Origin of the sequence: Paenibacillus lacisoli, assembly GCF_030580655.1 — a bacterium.
GTDB lineage: Bacteria > Bacillota > Bacilli > Paenibacillales > Paenibacillaceae > Paenibacillus > Paenibacillus lacisoli.
This window is the reverse complement of sequence record NZ_JAUQTB010000011.1, coordinates 1-19321: the sequence shown is the minus strand read 5'-3', so window position 1 is coordinate 19321 and position 19321 is coordinate 1. Positions and strand designations below refer to the sequence as shown.

The 19321-nt window shown below is 46.9% G+C and carries 18 protein-coding genes and 1 pseudogene; 13 read left to right on the top strand and 6 right to left on the bottom strand.

The features are described 5' to 3' along the window. The first annotated feature begins 61 nt into the window (after window positions 1–61). Together Q5741_RS16250 and Q5741_RS16245 are read left to right on the top strand one after the other, a co-directional pair. Window positions 62–1102, top strand: a complete 1041-nt coding sequence (locus Q5741_RS16250) for a Gfo/Idh/MocA family protein (protein ID WP_305025174.1) — start codon at window positions 62–64, stop codon at window positions 1100–1102. A gap of 123 nt (window positions 1103–1225) precedes the next feature. Beyond that, a complete protein-coding gene (locus Q5741_RS16245; RefSeq protein ID WP_305025173.1) occupies window positions 1226–2827 on the top strand; it encodes an alpha-amylase family glycosyl hydrolase in 1602 nt (533 codons plus the stop codon). 67 nt (window positions 2828–2894) lie between these two features. Here the strand turns inward: Q5741_RS16245 and Q5741_RS16240 are convergent, their stop codons facing one another. Both Q5741_RS16240 and Q5741_RS16235 read right to left on the bottom strand, forming a co-directional pair. Next, complete coding sequence (locus Q5741_RS16240) at window positions 2895–3506, bottom strand: TetR/AcrR family transcriptional regulator (protein WP_305025172.1); 612 nt, start codon at window positions 3504–3506, stop codon at window positions 2895–2897. Window positions 3507–3519: 13 nt separating this feature from the next. After that, a complete protein-coding gene (locus tag Q5741_RS16235) occupies window positions 3520–4725 on the bottom strand; it encodes an MFS transporter (RefSeq protein ID WP_305025171.1) in 1206 nt (401 codons plus the stop codon). Between the two features lie 201 nt (window positions 4726–4926). Here Q5741_RS16235 and Q5741_RS16230 point away from each other — a divergent pair, with 201 nt between their 5' ends. From Q5741_RS16230 to Q5741_RS16215, 4 genes are all read left to right on the top strand, one after another. Then, the gene (locus Q5741_RS16230; RefSeq protein ID WP_305025170.1) at window positions 4927–6021 is read left to right on the top strand and encodes a Gfo/Idh/MocA family protein; all 1095 of its coding nucleotides are present in this window, start codon (window positions 4927–4929) and stop codon (window positions 6019–6021) included. An 83-nt stretch (window positions 6022–6104) separates the two neighbouring features. Next, window positions 6105–6413: a hypothetical protein gene (locus Q5741_RS16225; protein ID WP_305025169.1), complete on the top strand. Its 309-nt coding sequence runs from the start codon at window positions 6105–6107 to the stop codon at window positions 6411–6413. Between the two features lie 59 nt (window positions 6414–6472). After that, window positions 6473–6856 (top strand): VOC family protein, encoded by a 384-nt coding sequence (locus tag Q5741_RS16220; RefSeq protein WP_305025168.1) that lies wholly within the window; start codon window positions 6473–6475, stop codon window positions 6854–6856. A gap of 270 nt (window positions 6857–7126) precedes the next feature. Further along, the gene (locus tag Q5741_RS16215; protein WP_305025167.1) at window positions 7127–8458 is read left to right on the top strand and encodes a sensor domain-containing diguanylate cyclase; all 1332 of its coding nucleotides are present in this window, start codon (window positions 7127–7129) and stop codon (window positions 8456–8458) included. Window positions 8459–8617: 159 nt separating this feature from the next. On the opposite strand, the gene Q5741_RS16210 is transcribed toward Q5741_RS16215, so the two are convergent. Next, window positions 8618–9289 carry a stalk domain-containing protein gene (locus tag Q5741_RS16210; protein WP_305025166.1) on the bottom strand — a complete coding sequence of 224 codons (672 nt, stop codon included), beginning with the start codon at window positions 9287–9289 and terminating at the stop codon, window positions 8618–8620. A gap of 214 nt (window positions 9290–9503) precedes the next feature. Next, window positions 9504–10412, bottom strand: a complete 909-nt coding sequence (gene dapA, locus Q5741_RS16205) for a 4-hydroxy-tetrahydrodipicolinate synthase (RefSeq protein WP_305025165.1) — start codon at window positions 10410–10412, stop codon at window positions 9504–9506. 111 nt (window positions 10413–10523) lie between these two features. On the opposite strand from dapA, the gene Q5741_RS16200 reads away from it, so the two are divergent. Further along, window positions 10524–11399 (top strand): LysR family transcriptional regulator, encoded by an 876-nt coding sequence (locus tag Q5741_RS16200; RefSeq protein WP_305025293.1) that lies wholly within the window; start codon window positions 10524–10526, stop codon window positions 11397–11399. 55 nt (window positions 11400–11454) lie between these two features. On the opposite strand, the gene Q5741_RS16195 is transcribed toward Q5741_RS16200, so the two are convergent. Together Q5741_RS16195 and Q5741_RS16190 are read right to left on the bottom strand one after the other, a co-directional pair. Further along, on the bottom strand, window positions 11455–11706 hold the full coding sequence (locus Q5741_RS16195; protein WP_305025164.1) for an HPr family phosphocarrier protein: 252 nt from the start codon (window positions 11704–11706) through the stop codon (window positions 11455–11457). 164 nt (window positions 11707–11870) lie between these two features. After that, complete coding sequence (locus tag Q5741_RS16190) at window positions 11871–13256, bottom strand: MFS transporter (protein WP_305025163.1); 1386 nt, start codon at window positions 13254–13256, stop codon at window positions 11871–11873. Between the two features lie 109 nt (window positions 13257–13365). On the opposite strand from Q5741_RS16190, the gene Q5741_RS16185 reads away from it, so the two are divergent. The 6 genes and pseudogenes from Q5741_RS16185 to Q5741_RS16160 all read left to right on the top strand — a co-directional run. Then, window positions 13366–14235 (top strand): LysR family transcriptional regulator, encoded by an 870-nt coding sequence (locus Q5741_RS16185; RefSeq protein WP_305025162.1) that lies wholly within the window; start codon window positions 13366–13368, stop codon window positions 14233–14235. 33 nt (window positions 14236–14268) lie between these two features. Beyond that, on the top strand, window positions 14269–14868 hold the full coding sequence (locus Q5741_RS16180) for a hypothetical protein (RefSeq protein ID WP_305025161.1): 600 nt from the start codon (window positions 14269–14271) through the stop codon (window positions 14866–14868). Between the two features lie 278 nt (window positions 14869–15146). Next, a pseudogene (locus Q5741_RS16175) lies at window positions 15147–15780 on the top strand (glycoside hydrolase family 11 protein). A gap of 130 nt (window positions 15781–15910) precedes the next feature. Beyond that, complete coding sequence (locus tag Q5741_RS16170; RefSeq protein ID WP_305025160.1) at window positions 15911–16759, top strand: formylglycine-generating enzyme family protein; 849 nt, start codon at window positions 15911–15913, stop codon at window positions 16757–16759. Window positions 16760–17124: 365 nt separating this feature from the next. After that, on the top strand, window positions 17125–18831 hold the full coding sequence (locus Q5741_RS16165; protein WP_305025159.1) for a DNRLRE domain-containing protein: 1707 nt from the start codon (window positions 17125–17127) through the stop codon (window positions 18829–18831). A 50-nt stretch (window positions 18832–18881) separates the two neighbouring features. Continuing rightward, a partial coding sequence (locus tag Q5741_RS16160; RefSeq protein ID WP_305025158.1) for a hypothetical protein occupies window positions 18882–19321 on the top strand: 440 nt, incomplete at its 3' end.

Sequence of the window (19321 nt, the reverse complement as noted above, 5' to 3'; positions counted from 1 at the left end):
TTACATTTGCTTATACTGAGGCTGCTTCATCTAAAACGCTGCTTTTACAAGGAGGATGCCTATGAGCCAGTTGTACAGAGTTGCCGTCGCGGGGTGTGGTCAAATGGCTAATACCTGGATCGAATACGCCAAATCAAGAGAGGACACAGAGATTGTGGCACTCGTTGATCTTCATCGGGATGCTGCTCAGAGAATGGCTGTCAAACATCAGCTCAAGGCTGGTGTATACACAGAACTTGCTCAAGCCATCCAAGAGCAGGATGCCAACCTGGTTTTTGATGTAACGGTCCCTTCAAGTCATTTTGAGGTAGCTGCTGTCGGTCTGCAATCAGGCTGTCATGTATTTGCTGAGAAGCCGCTGGCGGAGAGCATGAAGGATTGCCTGCAGGTGGTCAGACTTTCCCAATCGACAGGCAGGTCTCACGCCGTTATGCAGAATCGCCGCTTTGATCCCCGCATACGCTCCCTGCGCAGACTGATTGAGGATGGAACGATCGGGAAGCCAGGCTTTATAGGTGCTGACTTTTTTATCGGGCCGCACTTCGGAGGCTTTCGTGACAGCATGGACAGCCCGCTGCTGATGGATATGGCGATTCATACCTTTGATCAGGCCCGTTTTATTATGGGAGCTGATGCCGTTACTGTGTACTGTGAGGAATTTAATCCTCCCGGTTCTTGGTACGCAGGTCAAGCCGGAGCCGTGTGTATTTTTACGATGTCAGACGGGTCTGTGTTCAATTACAGGGGATTATGGTGTGCAGAAGGAGCCCCGACCAGCTGGGAGGCATCCTGGAGAATCACCGGTGAATACGGTACGGCTATGTGGGATGGAACCGACGAGCCTTACGCAGAGGTCGTAGGCAGAGATGGGGAAGATGGCGGTTTTCTGCGGAAATCCACACGGATAGCGGCTCCTGAGGTTTTTATGGATCATACTTTTCATAACGGTTGTCTGGATGAGATGTTCAATTCCTTAAAGGAGAGCCGGGCTGCGGAGACTCATTGCGAGGATAATTCCAGAAGTATGGCAATGGTATTGGGTGCAATCGAAAGCGCCAGAACCGGACGCAGAGTGAACTTGAGCGACATGATGAAGGGATAGGCAGCGGGAAAGCAGACGAAACAGATCGATATTTTCCACCTTTATAGATAATAATCTCCCCTTTTTACGGATGAAATTTCTTTATAATGAAAGCGCATCCATTAAATCGAGGGAGCTGATAGTTTGAAGAATAACCAACGCTTGAAAAGATGGTCCGCAGCCATGTTAACGGTGCCCATGCTCACCATGTTCGCATCAAGTGCATTGGCCAAGGAGGATATGAAGGTACATACGCCTCCAAAGTCGGCTGGAAGCGGTGTGTTTTACGAGATCTATATCAATTCTTTTTATGATTCGAATGGAGACGGCCATGGTGATCTCAAAGGAATTTCGCAAAAGCTGAATTATCTGAATGACGGAAAACCTCGTTCTGGCAGGGATCTGGAGGTAAGCGGTTTGTGGCTGATGCCTTTGAACCCCTCTCCAAGCTATCATAAATATGATGTAACGGATTATTATCAGGTGGATCCGCAATACGGAACCATGGATGATTTCCGCTCGCTGATGAAAGAGGCCCACAAGAAAGGCGTTAAAGTGATCATGGACCTTGTTATCAATCATTCCAGCAGTGAACATCCGTGGTTCAAGGAAGCAAGCACCAATCCGAACAGCAAGTATCACGATTATTATGTCTGGGCGGATGAGCACACAGATCTGAATGAGAAGGGCTCCTGGGGACAGCAGGTATGGTATAAGAATCCGAATGGGGAGGGTTACTTCTACAGTACATTCTGGTCGGGGATGCCGGATCTTAATTTTGATAACCCGAATGTCCGTCAGGAGATGCTCAAGGTCGGTAAGTACTGGCTTCAGCAGGGGGTAGACGGGTTCCGTCTTGATGCGGCTATGCATATTTACCCGGGACAAACCAAGGAAGGTGCAGCTAAAAACCTGGTCTGGTGGAATGAATTTCGCTCCCAGATGAAGAAAGTGAATCCGAATGTCTATCTTGCAGGCGAGGTTTGGGATAAGCCGGAGACGATTGCTCCGTATTTTGGACCGCTGAATTCATTGTTTAACTTTGATCTGGGCGGTACGATTCTGAACTCGGTCAAACAAGGCAAGGATCAGGGGATCGCGGCATTCGCTGACAAAACGCTGAAACTGTATAAATCCTACAATCCTGCGGCCCTGGATGCACCCTTCCTGAGCAATCACGATCAGACAAGAGTTATGAGCGAACTTGGAGGAAATGTGCAGCAGGCTAAACTTGCTGCTTCGATTCTGTTAACGATGCCCGGACAACCATTCCTATATTATGGGGAAGAAATTGGCATGATGGGAGAGAAGCCGGACGAGTATCTGCGTGAGCCTATGCGCTGGTACCCGGGAGCCGGCCCAGGCCAAGCCACCTGGGAAGAGCCGAAATTTAATACGGGTCAAGTCTCTGTGGAAGCGCAGTTGAACGACTCGAACTCCCTGCTGAACACGTACCGGACGCTGATCCGGTTAAGAGAAGAACATGAAGCTCTGCGCAGCAGTCATCTGGAACCAATCCAGACCTCTTCATCCAGCATCAGCGCCTATAAGCGCACGGGAGGGACAGAGACCCTTGTTGTCTATCACAATCTGTCCGGATCGGCTGTGACGCTTCAGCTTAAAGGACTGGAGAAAGGCAAGCAGAAAGTAATCTATTCCAGTTCGAAATCCTTGCAGGTGAAGAAGGGGAACATCACAATTCCGGCGTACAGCTCCGTCATCATCCAAGACGCGAAGAAAAAGTAAAATTGCTGCCCCGCATATACAAGAAGGGAGTGCCCACGGCACTCCCTTCTTAATGTTTTCCCCCTAATTAATGACTCAAGTATTGCATCAGCATGGTAACCAGCAGCTGAGGCATCCGTGCATGCTCCAGCTTTTCCTCGATGTGATCCATACGGTTCAGACTCATTTTCTGGAGAATCCCCATCATGGATGTAAAGATAAAATAAGCCGTTTCCAGCACGTTTATTCCGGATTGGAGTGAACCGTCGCTGACGCCTGCATGCAGAACATCGATGAGAAATACGTTCTCTTTCTCCTCACGGATAAAACGTTGATAACGTTCGTGGAGATCCCTGTTCGAAATATAAGCCTCGTAATGCAGATCGAATAATAGAATAAACCGGATGTATCCAGGGTGATCAAGGGCAAAATTGATCCAGCCATTCAGCATAGATTCCAGACGTTCTTTTCCACGGCCCTCTATAGGCGCACTTTGTTCAACATAGGCGGTCATCCTTCTCAGCAGATCCATCTGTACTTCCAGAATCAGCTCGTCCAGAGATTGAAAATGTTTGTAGAAGGTAACCCTGCTGATGCCAGCGGTCTCACATACATCCTTGATGTTGACGGTGAGAAAGCTTTGCCTCATGAACAGCTCTTTACCTGCAGACATTAGTTCATCCCGATGTTTATTCTTCATTTTCTGGTGCCAGCTATCGTTCATGTGCAGTCATCCGTTCTTGGTCAGAATGTGAGGTGTTCCAGGTTAAAGTGAGGGCAGACAATAATATTACTGCGCCCAAAATATACGGCAGGTGAATCTGTTTGTCAAACAGATTACCGGCCAGCAGCGGACCAAGAATACTGCCGAGGCTGGTGTATGTGGTATTCAGCCCAGCTGCATATCCCTGCCGGTCTCCAGATGCATTGGCAATCAGAGAGCTGACGGTCGGCCTTAAAAAAGCATTAAAAGCAAAAAACAGCGCAGAAACACTTAACAAATAGATAAAGTTTACTTTGATCAGCATCAGAAGCAAAGCTGCGGCGGTAAGCACCAAAGACAGACGGATGAGCCGGGTTTCTCCAATCCGCTTAATAATCCGGTCCAGAAGCCAGAGCTGAATCATAATGCCAATCAGTGCACCTACGGTAATAATAATTGATATTTGTGCAGCCTTAAAACCGTATTTCTGTTGAACGAAAAGGGCATAAACCGTTTCATAATTAACCAGACCAAATGTCATAACCAGGACAAGCAGGAGGTAGCGGACATAAGGAAGGCGGAAGGAATGGGTGAGCTTCTTCAGCAGCGGTTTCCGTCCACGGCGCTGATCTGCAGCTGGATGCTGCCCTCGCTGCAATGTCTCAGGCATCAGGAAGGTCAGCAGCACGGCAGCGAATCCCAGTCCTGAAGCAAAATAATAAGGTACACGAATGCCCAGCTCGGCAATAAGTCCACCTAGTCCCGGTCCCAGGACCATTCCGAGATTCATGGCAGCACCAAGGTAGCCCATCCCTTTTGCTCTGGTGTCCGGTGTTGTGATGTCAGCAACGTAAGCCATATTGGCAGGCACCATCAGACCAAGGCCGATTCCGCCGATAAAACGGGCAATGTACAGCAGGGGGAGCGTTGTTGACACGGCAAACATAAGATCAGAGAGTACCGTTAAGAAGAGACCGGACATCATCAGCTTTTTGCGTCCCCAACGATCGGAGAGCTGTCCGCCAATCGGCGAGAAAAGGAATTGTGCCGCTCCGAATGCCGCGACAAGATAGCCGGCTGCGGTACCGGCTGCATTAAACTGCTTTAGGTAGTCGGGGAGGATGGGGATGACCATCCCTTGACCTAACAGGGCGATAAATAGATTAAGCATTAGAATGAAGAGCGGAAAGCGGGCTGAGCCAGTCAATCGTTTCATGAGCTTCTCCTTAGTTAACAAAGTGTAAAGGATTACTATATGTTAACCATGCTAACAAGTTATATAGAAGCTGTAAAGAAAAAAGTTCAGAACAACAGAACAACAGAGAGCCTCTTAACCCTATTAAAATTCAGTTCTGAAGTCTAACATGTTAAGATGAACAAATAGAATTGGTTTTTGATCATCAAGGAGGCATGATGTATGACCCGATTGGAGTTCGGTATTGTTGGTGCAGGCTGGAGGTCAGAATTTTATTTGCGGATTGCTAGAGCGCTGCCAGAACGATTCCGTGTCCGAGCCATGCTCGTCCGCAGTGAAGAAAAGGGGAACGAGATTGAGAAGGAGTGGGGAGTTCCCACATACCGGGACATGGATTCTTTCGTTTCAGGCGGGCCGTATGCATTTGTGGTCGTTTCCGTACCTTGGGAAGCTGCTCCAGGATGTATATTAGACCTTTCAGAAAAGAATATACCGGTTCTTACAGAGACTCCTCCCGCACCTGATGTGCCAGGGATGATTCAGCTGTACGACGCCGTCACCAAGCGGAAGGGACGTGTACAGGTTGCAGAGCAATATATCTATCAGCCGATGCACGCTGCACGCATTGCCCTGGCGGACTCAGGAAAACTCGGTGATGTCAGCCAGGTTCAGGTATCCGCTGCTCACGGCTATCACGGCATCAGCTTGATTCGTCATTTGCTGGGCATCCGGTTCGAGAATGCCGTGATCCGCGGACAGCGCTTTACTTCCGCCATAGTGAAGGGTCCGGGACGGAACGGACTTTCTGATGCTGAGGAAATGGGTGTCTCCACTCAGGATATCGTTACTCTTCAGTTCGGCGACAAGCTGGCTTTGTACGATTTTACCGGTGATCAATATCATTCCTGGATTCGCAAGAACCGGGTCCTGATCCGAGGCAGCCGCGGAGAGGTGACGGATGAAAGCTACCGGTATCTGCAGGATTTCCAGACACCGGTATATGGTGAACTTCGGAGAGTTGATACCGGGCACAACGGCAATCTTGAAGGTTACTATCATCGGGGAATTATGGCTAATGATGAATGGCTCTACAATAACCCATGTGTTCCAGGACGTCTTGCTGATGATGAGATCGCCATTGCCACCAGCTTGATCAAGATGGGAGAATACGTTCAAGGCGGCCCGTCCTGTTATGATCTGGAGGAAGCGCTGCAGGATCATTACCTTTCCATGATGATGCAGGCAGCCATAGAGTCCGGGGAGCAGGTGACAACGACAACCCAGCCTTGGGCTTTCAAACGTTCAGCAGGAAATTGACTTCACGCCCGCTTCCCTATAATGTATAAGCAGCGTATTTATGCGAGTACATCAACTATATTGACTGTCTGGAGGCAAGACGAATGAGTCAGCGTTATCGTATTACCAGAACGATGCAAGAGAGCACAACCGAGCAAGCGATCACATTGGAAGAGTGTAAGCATTACTTTGCTTCCAAGCCTGATTTTGAATATGCGCCATCCTATACGGTAACCGGGCCTACAAGCACTATGACCATCGATGGGGACTTTTTTATGTGGAGCCATGAGGATACAAAGATTCCTTTCCGCCATTTTGATGGTGATCTCTATGTGGCCATATCTAATGAGGCCGTCATCCCCAAAATGATCGAGGTTGCCAGTGAGCTGAGAGCGGACTTAACCGAGGGATAAATTTGATACTTCCATACACGATCTTATTCGTGTGAAGTAGGAATCCAGGAGGCATCTCCATGATTGAATTTGAACACATTCACCACGTCAGTCTGGCAGTGAGAGACCTGGCTGCTGCCAGATCTTTTTATACAGATCAATTACAGCTGCAGGAGATCGAGCGGCCGCCGTTCCGTTCCAGAGGGATTTGGTACGCAATTGGTAACCAGCAGCTCCACCTGCTGGAGCATCCACAGGGTGAAACGCTGCGGACCAAGGATGTTGATACCACAGACGGGCATTTTGCCATTTGGGTCAGAAGCTATAACGAAACCATTCAGTGGCTGGACCAGCAGGGAATCCCCTATGAAGCGAGACCCGATAGTGTCGCTGGCTTTGCCCAGATCTTTTTGCTAGACCCAGACCGGAACATTATTGAATTTGGAGCCCCTTATTCCTCATAATGATTCGCTGGGAGCCGCGTAGTACGCGGCTTTTTTTGATGCTTAATAGAGTCAGAATAGCTTGATACAACTTTAGTAAGCAAAGGGAAACAAAGGAAAGGGTATACCGAAATGAACGAGCATTTTATGGACTTCCTGACCATCTTACTCCCTACATATTTCTTTTTCTATATGTCCATTACATTGATTTACCGTAACAAAAAAAGTGTGTTAAACCGAGTAGCGGCATTTTTGATGCTGGCTTTTCTGTTTTATTTTCTCAGTGAATATATGAAGACGTCTTTGCTTCCGCAGTTCCAGATGCAGATCGTATTGTACGGTAGTGCCCCGATGCTGCTGTTCATTATTTGTTTCTTAGTACACCTATGTATTCTTATGGGGAATCCGGTCACATTAGCTTATAAGAAATGGTTACCCTTCATCTACGCGGCTCCTTTTGGATTATGGCTGGTGTTCTTAATGACCAAGGATCATCACGAACTGTATAACATTCACATTACGGATGGCCGAAGCCCGTTGGATCCGCTTTTTTTGCAGCTTACTATTACTTTTGTAGCCGGATATATTTTGCTCTCGGTTCTGCTTCTCGCGGTTTTCTGGTATCGCACAACGGAAGCAAAACCTAAAAAAATCCTGCGTTCCCTTCTGTTCAGCTTATTTGCGCTGTTCGCGTGGTTTGTTCTAATTACCTTGCTCCTGCAAACGGGCTTGTTAACAACTCGAAATGCGATGATCCTATATTTTATTGGTTATTTATTGTGGGCCATCGAGCTTCGTCATTTGATCGGTAAACACGACATCATGCCGGATTATCGCAAGCTCTTTCATGTTCTCTTTAAATCCGCGCCTACCGGAATACTGCTTGTGGACAAGAAAGGGAGCATCATAGAAATGAATCCCCGGGCCGTATCGTGGTTTGAAGGAATATCAGTGGATGATCTCTCAAGGCATCTCTTTATGAAGAAGGAGACGACATTTGACGGGCTGTTATCGGAGGTGGCCCGGCATCAATATCAAGGAAGCGCAGCGCATTGGGAGATCCAAATGGCTTCACCTACTTCAGGGCTTATGGATTTTATGGCAGGGATTGATGTCATTGAGGGGACGAACGAAGACCTGTTTGTCATACATCTGACGGATGTCACTGCTCTGAAGGAAACGGAACGCCGGCTAATGGTATCGGAGCAAAGCTACAAGCATATCGCGCATCATGACTCATTAACGGATCTGTATAATCGGGCAGCGATTCAAGAGCAGCTGGAACAAAAGGTGGCTGGCAGCGATTGGTTTGCTTTCATTCTTATCGATCTTGATAATTTCAAGCCGGTTAACGATAATTATGGTCATCTTGTAGGTGACTATTATTTAAAGCATATTGCACACGTTTTCAAAAGTTATGCGCAGCCCGGGGATCTCATTGGCCGAATAGGGGGAGACGAGTTTGTTCTTGTTCTTGCCTGTTCCGAGAATATCGATATACCTCAAATGGTTCAGCAGAGACTCTCACAGCTGAATAACACTTCATTCAATTATATGAATGTTGAAATTCCAGTCTCATTCTCTGCGGGAGTGAGTGTATTTCCAGAGACGCAGCGGATGTGACAACGTTAATGATGATTGCTGACTCGGCGATGTATAAGGTTAAACGTAAAGGGAAGCTAGGGCAACCGGATACCGATGATCTGTAGGCATCTTGTCAAAGCAAACCTCGCACAAAAGGGTTATGCACGAAGCCGTGCATAACCCTTTTGTGCGAAATGATTATTTATAATAAGAAGTCGTTAACGGAACAAACAAGCTGCCGTGATCCTGAAGGTCCGCATGAATATAAAGGGATTGAACTCCACTGATGTCAACCTCAAATGTCTTCAACCCTTCTGCCACGTCCACAGTTCCTATCTTCAACTTCACATCTGTATCGGAATCCTGCACAAAAATGTTCTCTATATCCTTACCTACTGCCGCCACCTGCAGATACAATGTTTGATATTTACCCTTAGGGTAAAGCATAAACCCGCTGGACCGCCGCCCGGAAGCATTGTTAAAGAAAACATCTTTAAAATCCTTGCCATTATATGTAGTCAACTGAGGATCTTTTGTCCGGAAATCACCGTTAATACTGCCAGCAATTGAGACACCGTCACCTTTCTCACCAAGGAATACTGTATTCGTCTTATTGTTAAAATCAACATTCACACCAAGAGCCTTGGATATCGCACGTACAGGCAAATAGGTTGTTCCTTGATAAGTAATTGGGACCAGAACAGCACCCTTGTCATTCTGCGGCTGAAAAGGCTGACCATTCACTTGAAATTTCATAGTAGGATCCAGAAAAGCTTTGATCTGCTGCAAACTACTGCCGGCATAGACTCCTGCACTGGTGCTTAAAAGTGTTAAAGCAGCAGCTCCGGCGGCAATCCATTTTTTCTTCATAGAAACTCTCCTCGAAACGAAATTTGGAAAGATTTAGGATGGATGATGTAAATAGGATACTTGAAATTCATGTATAAGAGTATAGTCTTTAAGTATTAGCCTGTTTTCTATGTCGTTTTACCTATGTTTTTTCTATTAAACCTATCAATAATATGAAAAAAGCTGCCGGTCTCTGCCGGCGGCTTTGCTGGTTTACAAAAGAAGAATCGGACTTTTAATGAGAAAGTAGAATGTGTTTTTCGTTGAGGGGCCATGTCTCGAGCAGACGCTCTCGAACCTTGGCGGATAAAGGCATGAGCGGCAGACGCAGTTGATCTGTTGCTATGATCTCTTGGCGGCTAAGCAGCCATTTGAGCGCGGCGGGAGCAGGCTCTTCGAACAAATGCTGAATCAACGGTTTGAGCAGGTTGAAATCCTCTCTGGATTCCTGAATATTACCCGCTGCATAATGCTGATAAATATCAACAAACAGCTGAGTTTGAATGTTAGCCGAGGCCATCATGCCGCCTGCAGCCCCCTGACACAGCATATCGTGGAAAAGAACATCCTCACCGCATAATACAGGCTTTGAATCTGACTGTACGAGGGCTGAAAGGAGGTCCAGACTGCCGGAGCTGTCTTTTAACCCGATCACACCATCCAGATCCATGATCCGTCTCATCGTATCAATATGAATTCTGCTGCCCGTGCGCGCCGGAATCTCATACGCAATCACAGGCAGACCCGTTTGGGATACCATGCGAAAATGTTCCAGAATCCCTTCCTGTGTCGGTCTGTTGTAGTAGGGAGTGACGACCAGCGCTGCATCTGCACCTAATCCTGCAGCCAGTTCGGTCCGGCGAACCGTAGAATACGTATCATTCGTTCCTGTACCTACGACAATCGGTATGGTGAGGTTCATACGATTCACAATGTCCTGTGTGATCTGTATCATCTGCTTCACTTCATCCCACGAAGTCGTGGGGCATTCGCCGGTCGTACCGTTAATAACGAGACCTTGAATGTCATAGCTGGCCAGATGCGTGATGTAGCTGCGGTAAGAGTCTAGATCTAATTGATTATCACGGGTAAAAGGTGTTATGACCGGTATGAAAATTCCTTGAATATGATGTTCATTGATCATCTTTAACAATTCCTTTCCGTAGGTTTGAAAATAATGTAGCATAGCTAGAAGTATCATAGTTATCTATAATAAACGATAATGAGCATCATTATTTTTGATAAGGAGTACCTTATGGACCTCACCTATCTTCAAACTTTTCGCGAAGTGGCGATCCGCCACAGCTTCACAAGAGCTGCTGAAGTGCTCGGATATGCGCAATCCAGCGTCACGACCCAGATTCAGAAGCTGGAGAAGGCGTATAATGTCAAATTGTTTGAACGCTACAGTAATAACAAGATCCGCCTCACTTCAGCAGGTGAAGAACTATTCAAGCTCGCAGGACAAATGCTGGAGTTATTCGAGCAGTCCAAGGAAAAATTGGCCGCCCAGGGTGGAGGCTCTATAACGATCGGTACGATGGATTCCATCGCTTCTTATTTTTTGGCTTCTCATATCCAGGTAACCCGGCACGAATTCCCTGATCTGAACATTCGGCTTCATACGGACCGTGAAGAGTTGGTTCTGCATCAGGTGAAGGAAGGAGAAGCAGACGTAGGGCTTATTCTCGCAGAAGATGCTAATGATTCGGCTCTGCAATGGGTGAAGATACGGGAAGAACCGCTTGTTCTTCTGGTTCATCCCAACCACCCGCTGCTGGAGAAGAAGCGAATCGGGCTGAGCGATCTGACGGATGCAGAATGGATCATGCCTGAGCATACCTGCAATTACAGACAGCTGTTGGAGCGATTGCTGCGTGCCAATGGAATTGCCTATCGAATTGGTCTGGAGCTGGGGAATCCCGAGGCGATTAAAAGGAGCATCAAAACAGGTGAAGGAATATCGATTCTTCCCCAAATGGCGGCCATTGAAGAGATCGAGCGCGGAGAATTAAAAGTTTTGCCTTTTGAACATGCCGCACTTAAGCTGGATATCCAGCTTGTCCTTCATCCCAAGAAGTGGGTATCGAATGCACTGCGGTTTTTTATGGAAAGCTTGAGAGGGAAGTAAGTTGAGAGCAATTAAAAAAGACCTGTTAAACAGGCCTTTGATTTGTTCCTATTTTTTAGTCGAGTTCAACATCGTTATCAAACTGGATGAATTCACTAAGCTCTTTGAATAGCTTCTTTGGATTGACGTTATCTGGAACCACCAGAGTCAGCGGCTCATCAAGTTTAAGAACATACATGCCGAGAATAGACTTTGCATCAGCCATCCCGCTTTTGCTGTGGATCCAGATATCGTACGTATAGTTGGAGACAATTTGATTGATTTTCTCAATATCATTGACATTTTTAACCTGAATGGGTCTCATCATCATGGATCACTCCTTAGTAAGGGTACAGTGGGGAGGAAAGGAAGTTTCTCAAGTATCATACTCCCACTATTCATGTTATATTCACTGTCATTTTCAATAATCCTGTTATCATTCCTACATTTAAATTAAACAGCCTTCAACGGGCTTAAAACCTTAACAGGAGCCTAATTCTCTTGGGAGACGTCTAGCCGTATGCCATAGCGGCTTATGACGACCAGCATAATTGAAATCATCGTAAGGATGATTCCAAGAATCCGAAACCCCTCAATGTTGAACTCCCTTCCCATAACTATGCTGATTAATAGCGAGGAAAGGATGGTTCCCAGGTATCTTGATGAATTAAATAATCCTGAAGCGACTCCAATCAATTGTTTCGGCGAACTTTGGAAAAGTGCCGCCTGCATTCCAACACTATTCAATCCGTTACTCATCCCATAAGCGATTAGAGGAACGCACACACTTACTAGGGACGAAGAAGAATGTAAGGTAGTAATGTACACAGAACCGATAGTCATGAAGACGGAGGATAGGAATAATACAGGTCGTGGTCCTGATCGATCAATCCAATATCCTGCCAGTGGTGAGGTCAGCAGTGAGCTTATTCCCAGCGAGAGCATAAGCATGCCGGTATCAACTTCACTAACATGACGCACCATTTGGAGGTAAGATGGAAGCCCGAAAAAGAGGGAGTAATAAAGAATATTCACGAGCATGAATCCGATATGAATCCATTTCATTGCTGGATAGTTCGCGAAGGTTCGCAGAGGAATGAATGGAGATGGTGTACGAAGCTCATGTCGGATAAAAACCAAAAGAAGCATGAGGACTGTAAGTATACCAAGAGCATGGATCCACGAGAAGTGACCGTTCGATTTGAATGACAGCCATCCAACAAGTATCGTCACCAGACCGAAAGCAAACAACAAAATGCCCGGTACATCTATCATTCTAAGCCATTGCGGAACGGACAACCTGCTGCCCGAAGAAGCTGATGACTCATCTGCAGGTATTAACCTCCATGAGAGCAGAAAGCTAACCACCACAATAGGACAATTAATCAAAAAAATCGCCTGCCAATTCCACCAGTATATGAGGATACCTCCTATAAAAGGGCCCACTGCTGCAGCTCCTGACAGAAAGATGGATAAAAGCGATAATGCAGCCCCTTGTTTGTCCGAAATTTGCACCCGTACAATAGCCATGCCAACCGCAATCATCATGCTCGTACCTATGGATTGTAGTATTCGAAATACAATTAACCACTCAAAACTGGATGATAGAGGTGCTGCTAACGATACGACAAAGGACACCAGCAGCCCGGTAAGGAAGATTTTTTTACGCCCGAACAAATCGCTTGCTTTACCCATAACCGGTTGTGCAACCGCACTAGCAATATAAAAAGAAAAAATAACCCACGAAACTTTGGTAAAGTTAATGTGAAATACATCCTGTAACCTTGGGATAGCAACAGATATCATAGAAGAATTTAATGGGTTTAATAATATTCCAAGTCCAACCGATACCGTCAACCACCAACTGATTTTTCTCATTTTTTGCCCCCTTTAGTATTTATGAATATCGTACTAAACGCTTTACATTTACTCCAATTCATTTTATGTTATGATTCGATTGACTGGAAAGAATGGATGAGGTGAATAAATGGAGCTTCTTCAATTGCAGTATTTTATCACTGTAGCTCGTCTGGAACATATGACGGAGGCCGCACACTGTTTGCACGTGACCCAATCTTCACTAAGCCGAACCATTCAACGGCTGGAAGAAGATTTGGGAGTAGCGCTATTCGATCGAACCGGAAGAAACCTGCGGTTGAATGAATTTGGCAGCAGGTTCCTTCGTCGAGTTGAGAGATCACTTCTAGAATTAGAACAGGGAAAGCAGGAAATCCGGGATTTAGCAAATTTGGAGCCCTGTACGCTTACATTGGCTGTCACCACCGCAAGTATACTGCCTAACATCCTTCGGGAATTTCGAAAAAGAATGCCTGATGTCCATTTCCATGTAAGAATGTTAAGCACACAGGAAATGTCATCCCTTCTTCTGAAAGGCGATGTCGATTTCTGTTTGTCCTCCCCACCGATCCAAGGGGACGATATTGAATGTGAAATTGTATATTCAGATCCGATTCTCGTCGCCGTTCCTCAAGGGCATCGTTATGCCGATCGTAAAACTATATCTTTAGTCGAACTTAAGAATGATTGGTTTGTTGGTGTCAAGAAAGGTTACGGTACTCGGGATTTAACAGACTCTGTATGCGAAGCATTCGGATTTGCGGCTCAATACGTGTATGAGGGAGATGAACCCGCCAGACTGAGTGCTCTTGTGGAAGCAGAAATTGGAATTGCATTTATGCCAAGCTCAGCTCGAAACCCACTTGAGAAAATTCGATACATTGCTATAGAAGATTGCAATTTGGTTAGGGATATCGCTTTGCTAAGAAACATGAACCGGTATATTTCTCGGGCTGCTGCGGCATTCCGTGAGATTGTAATCGAACATTTCAAGGAATAGAGGAACAGCATGCAGCTATATCTTATTCAAACCATGTGGAATGGAATAGATCGAATGAACTCCTTTTTGGAGGATAATTATATCGGCTTGGCCTGGCCGGCTATAGGGGATCTGGAGTATACCGCCCCTAATGACTTCGCGCAGCGGTTCATGCAGTCCTACGACATGGGTCATAATGAAGCGGCTGACATCATAGAGTCATTACATATGTTTGTGAGGATCATGCAGGATGGAGACTTCGTTCTGATTAAGGATGATCGCGGCGTGGTTGTCGGGGATCTGGGTGACTATTATTACGACGATTCCGCAGGTAACCGCGAGGACATGATCTGCCATCGGCGGGGAGTTACCTGGTTAGGAAGAATCCCCCTCGAGGAACTGAACGATAAAGTCCGTGCATTTCTTAATCAGCCTGAATTATTGGCCCGGTTCGACTATCCGTTTCATGAAGCGCAGCTCGATCGCTGGTTCTCGCAAGCATCTGCGCCAGAACAGACAACGGGACAGTCTGTCAGGGTCGATGCGGCAACAGTTGAAGAAGCGCTGCATGTCCTGAGGCAGGCGCTCCGCAGTGATGATCCAGATCATCGAATACGTGCTGCCGCTGCTATTCTGGAATATGCTAAGGATTGACCCAATGACTGAGTAAATGATGATGTGAGGAACCGCCTTTTCAGGGCGGTTTTTTGTCATTTTATACAGGGAATATCCTAATTCGTCTATTTATGTAAAAATTCCAGGGGAAAAGCTATAATTTGTTAGGTTGTTGTGTATAAGCCTACATTTTATGATTGATTCAAAGGGGAGGTGAGCGCAGGAGATTGCCAGAGGTGGGCAACATGAAAGAAAGGCTGATGAAAGGCCCTAAGAGGAAAAGTCGTTATGTATACCAATCTGGGAGGGAATTGATGATGGTCAAATTTAAAAAGAAAATCCTGACATCACTGCTGGCAGCTGCGATGAGTTTCGGATTGTTGGCGTCAACCTCAAATGCAGCGACAGACTATTGGCAGAATTGGACTGACGGCGGGGGCACCGTGAATGCAGTGAACGGATCAGGAGGCAATTACAGTGTACTGGTCCAATACCGGTAATTTTGTCGTAGGCAAAGGCTGGACGACCGGCACTCCCAACCGAACGATTAACTATAATGCAGGGGTGTGGGCTCCTCAAGGTAACGGGTATCTGAACCTTTATGGATGGACGAGAAACTCACTGATTGAATATTATGTCGTCGACAGCTGGGGGACCTACCGGCCAACAGGGACATATAAAGGGACTGTGACAAGCGACGGCGGAACGTATGACATTTATACCACAATGCGGTACAATGCTCCTTCCATTGACGGGACACAGACGTTCGCCCAGTACTGGAGTGTCCGTCAGTCCAAGAGAGCAACCGGCAGCAATGCAGCGATAACCTTCAGCAATCATGTGAATGCATGGAAGAGCAAAGGAATGAATCTGGGCAGCAGCTGGTCTTATCAGGTACTGGCAACGGAAGGTTATCAGAGCAGCGGCAGCTCGAATGTAACCGTCTGGTAAAGCCGCTTCGTTGTTTATATGAGAATCCGGTGCAACACAGTTCGCAGCCTCATTGCTTCCTGCGATTGCGCCAGACAATCTCACAAGCATGATAGCCTGTTGACTATCCCCTTGGAAAGGAGATTGATGGATGAGACAGCTGTTCCTTCTACTTGTAACCGCAATAACCGTTATGGTCAGTGGTTGTTCGTCTTCATCCTCGGCAGCAAATGCCGAGTCCAAGGTTAGTGCTTCACTCGTATTTGTCCAAGGCGGAACTCTCAAGTCTGCTCCAGGTGGGAAAAATGAGAGCATCGCCGATTTCTATATCAGCAAATATGAGATCACTCAACATGAGTGGGCAGCGGTAATGGGCAGTAATCCTTCAGCTTTCAAAGGTGATAACCACCCCGTCGAGATGGTGAGCTGGTACGATGCGATTGAGTATTGCAACAAGCGCAGCATTAATGAGGGCTTAACACCGTATTATGACATCGATAAGAATAATCCGGACCCTGATAATACGAATGATAACGATCATATGAAATGGACGGTAACGATTCATGAAGGAGCTATTGGTTACCGTTTACCTACAGAAGCGGAGTGGGAATATGCTGCAGGCGGCGGTTCGATGAGCAAAGGTTACATTTACAGTGGAAGTCATACGGCGGATGATGTTGCCTGGTACTGGAGGAACTCGGGCCTTGACTATTTGTCCGGGGATTGGATCTGGCCTGCGATTGAGAATAATCGAAATCAGACCCACGAGGTTGGAAGCAAGAAACCTAACGAGCTGGGACTTTACGATATGTCAGGCAATGTTAGGGAATGGTGCTGGGACTGGTACCGTGATTCAGAAGGGCGCAGCGGTGCTTATCGTGTGGTAAAAGGCGGTGGCTGGATCGGCGATGTCAGCAATACCGAAGTCTCTTTTCAGGGTAAATTTGATGCTAACGGATTTGGACCAGATCAAGGGTTTCGTGTATGCCGCAGTGAGTAGAGGGTACGACGTGGATACTAGCGCCAATCAGCAGCTATTTTGATGTTCAACCTGTAAATAAGAGACTTGTAAGCTTACATAATCGAATATTTGAGCTGCATAAGCCGTTGATCTTGAGCGATAAGATTAGCGGTTTTTTGTGGTTAATATCCATATATATGTCGAGCAGAGTAACTCCTCTAAACTTCATAATCCCGATGGATTAGTCTGTAAGAACTAATATCCAGATTCAGTATTCTACTCCTAATTCCTGTTTCAAATTGTAAAATCCTGTTTACATAAGCAAATGTACCCTGAACATGGTATTTAGTTAAGCCTTTAGTCCTGGTCATAAGTTACTGAATTGAAATGGAGGAGTTAAATGCATGTCTGCTAACAAGAAATGGATCGTGTCGACGCTTCTATTATCCGCTATGGGAGCTTCCGTGCTGCCATTCGCAGCTCCCGCATCAGCAGCCAGCGTCGTCAAGCTGAAGAGCGACCAGAGATCGCCTGATGCTGCCCCAGTGAGCGATAAACTGGCCGATCAGAAAGTACTACAGGTTGTAGAAGAATTGCCGAAGTTAAGAACCATGTACAGCAAGCAGTACCTAATGGATGATGGCAGTTATGAGGCTGTGGTTTCGCTGATTCCGCTTCACTATCTGGATCCGACAGGAAGTTACCAGGATATTCAACTGAAGCTGGAAGCGGTGCAGTCGGCGGTTGGTTCTTCTGAGGCCAGCGGCTCGGAAGCCAGCAGAGTGTCGATTGCGGCAGAGGAATCGGTGACGAAGAATGAGATCCGAGACCGGGACAGTAATCAAGTTTCGCATGAAGAACTTATTCCAGATCCAAAGAACGACGAGACTAAAGAACCTATATCAGGAGAGCAGGAAACGTTGCCTGACGAATCCCCTGAGGTTGATAAGCCAGGACCAACGGTGACGGATGTGACGTATTCCTCCCACACAGTTCCTTATGTGCCTATCCTACATACTCATTTTGAACAGGGCTTCGCCTTGTCACAAGGAGATTCCCTTCTGTTACTGCCGTTAGAATCGAATGCAGCCACAGCGGATACTTCAAGAATAGCGGACGGGGTATTGTCCTACGCCGATGCCTGGAGGTCTACGGATGTGCAGCTGCGGCTGACAGAGAAAGGGATTGATCAGACGATCCTGTTGAAGTCACCTTCGTCACCGTCTACCTTCACCTATAGAGTTGAAGGAGGATTGCAAGAGGATGGAAAAGCCGGAGCCCTATCCATCTTTCCGATGTGGGCTGAAGATGCAGCTGGTGTGAAGCATGAGATTAGGCAGACGGTTAGACAACAGGATGAGGGAGCTTACCTTGAGGTGAGTCTGGATTCCAAAAGTCTGCAGTACCCGGTAAGCCTTCATGCCTTGACCGGACTGAATAACAACGGTTTATCACAGGCGGGTACAGTCTCCAGTGCGGCACCCGCAGCCAGAAGCACGATTCAAGAGGAACTGCTTGCAGGCACCCAGGGGGAGACAGCATTTCAATCCTTCCTACAATTTGATCTGTCTATGATCCCTCCCAAATCCGAGATTTTGGATGCGCGTCTTCAGTTAAGTTCAGCTGGTTCACACGGCCTGGAGGGAACCCTTAAGGTGCTGGCGAACAAGGAGGCCTGGCGGACAGAGCAGCTTCAGTGGGAGAACAAGCCGGTAACCGATTTCTCTGATCAGGCACAACGTCTCGGACAGCTGGAGTTGAAGGGAAACGGGAAGCCGTCCATTCGTCTGGATGAGTCGATGATCGCTGATTGGGTAGCCCGGAAAAAACCGAATTACGGGATGCAATTGAACTATGAATCGTCTAACAACGAATTAATCACTTTAAATTCTTCGGAGAACGAACGGGCAGCTGCCAACCCCCGGCTGTATGTGACTTATCAAACGGATGGAAAACAGCTGAGAAGTCTGGCCCAGGCTTCGATCCGGTTCAGCTATGATTACGATGAACAGAGCCGTCTGCAGACCATTGCGTTCCCGACGGGTGAGCTGATTCGGTTCACTTATGACAAGGCGGGCAATGTAGTGAAACGGGAATACATCAGCAATTAAGAAGGAGCAAACGAAAGTCCATATCATAGCTGAAATGAGGAGAAACGTTCGTGAAAAAGTATATGAGCAAGCTGTTCAATATATTTATGATTATCAGTTTGGTAATCTCGTTTATGCCGCCGGCAGCCAATGCTGCCGAGGCCGAAGATCGCGAAGCCGCATTGAACCAACAGGATACACCGTATGCGGAATATGAAATGGCTGCTAATACACCGTATTCCAGTACCGGAGAAGGGGAGCAGATTTCGGATGCGACGGGGACGCTGCGACGGATTGAGACTGATTTCACCCTGTCTGGCCGTAATGGTCTTAATGTGGTACTGTCCCGTCTCTATCAGGGCAGCACTGCTTATGTATATGAACCGAAGGCTGAAGCGGATAAGACGGCGCTCGGTGATCCTATCATCAAAAACGAAACCGAGTACTATACGTATAACGAGCAGACATCCAATCTCGGTGTAGGCTGGACATGGGCTTTTCCGTCGGTGGA